The 1,098-nt window shown below is 56.1% G+C and carries 3 protein-coding genes; all 3 read left to right on the top strand.

From position 1 onward, the window contains the following. Positions 1–219 (top strand): C40 family peptidase (locus GPK90_RS19250; protein ID WP_252197585.1); only part of this gene is annotated, 219 nt, incomplete at its 5' end. A gap of 22 nt (positions 220–241) precedes the next feature. After that, the gene (locus tag GPK90_RS17870; RefSeq protein ID WP_005927622.1) at positions 242–508 is read left to right on the top strand and encodes a DUF4315 family protein; all 267 of its coding nucleotides are present in this window, start codon (positions 242–244) and stop codon (positions 506–508) included. Further along, a complete protein-coding gene (locus GPK90_RS17865) occupies positions 495–1,082 on the top strand; it encodes a CD1107 family mobile element protein (RefSeq protein ID WP_215703589.1) in 588 nt (195 codons plus the stop codon). Before GPK90_RS17870 ends, GPK90_RS17865 begins: the two co-directional genes overlap by 14 nt. Positions 1,083–1,098 lie beyond the last annotated feature (16 nt).

The raw sequence follows: 1,098 nt of genomic DNA, 5'->3' as shown, positions 1-1,098 counted from the left end.
GGCTTTGTCTGCTGGGTGTACACGGCCAGCGGCGTCCACAACCTGCCCCGTACCACGGCGCAGGGCATTTATAACCAGTGTGCCATCATTTCTCCCTCCGAGGCAAAGCCCGGCGATATTATCTTTTTCACGGGAACCTATGACAGCCCCGGCCCTGTGTCCCATGTCGGGATTTATGTGGGCGACGGGATGATGCTCTATGCCTTCGGGCGTTTGTGAGCCAGAGGAAAGGAGTCCTTGCATGAACAAGATCGACAAGCTCGATAAGGAACTGGAAAAAGCCCGGGAGAAGGCTGCCGAGTGGCAGGCCAAAATCCGGGAGCTGGAAAAGCAGAAACAGGAGGAAGAAAACAGCCAGATCGTGCAGGCAGTGCGCTCCCTTAAACTGACGCCCGCCCAGCTGATGGCATTTCTGAATGACCCCAAAAACAGCCTTACCGCTTCGGGCCATACTGACCCGAAGCCGGAGGCACCCGAAAAGGAGGACACAGCCCATGAAGAAAACTAAATACCGCAGGCTGGCTGCGATGGCTGCCAGCCTTTTGTGTTGCCTGATCTTTACGGTCCCGGCCTACGCCCAGAGCAGCGAGCCACAGCCGGAGACAGCTCCCGCCCCGGTGGTGGACAACGCCACCGACGAGGACGGTAAAGAGTTTTACACCATTACCACAGCAGACGAGAGCGTGTTTTATCTGGTGATCGACAAACAGAAAACCAGCGAGAACGTCTATTTCCTCAATACCGTTACCACAGACGACCTTCTGCCTCTTGCCGAACAGGGTAAGGAACCGCCCAAAGAAGTGACCCCGGAGCCAGAGCCAAAGCCCACCGAACCGGTGGAGGAAGTACCGGAATCCGAGCCGGAGAAAAAGGACAGCCCCCTTCTCTCTCTGCTCCTGATCGGTGCGGTGGTGCTGGCCGGCGGTGGGATTGGTTACTATTTCAAGATTTACAAGCCGAAGCATGAAGCCCCGGATTTGGAAGATGATTACTGCGAATATGAGGACGGGGAGCTGGAGGAGATCGCAGAGGAACCCGAGGACGAAGATACCCCGCCGTGGGAGGAAGATACGGAGGAATGAGAATGAATTTTACAAG

Source organism: Clostridium sp. MCC344, from assembly GCF_018785365.1.
GTDB lineage: Bacteria > Bacillota > Clostridia > Lachnospirales > Lachnospiraceae > Pilosibacter.
The sequence above is the reverse complement of the archived record's forward strand: the minus strand, read 5'-3'. Positions and strand labels throughout refer to the sequence as shown.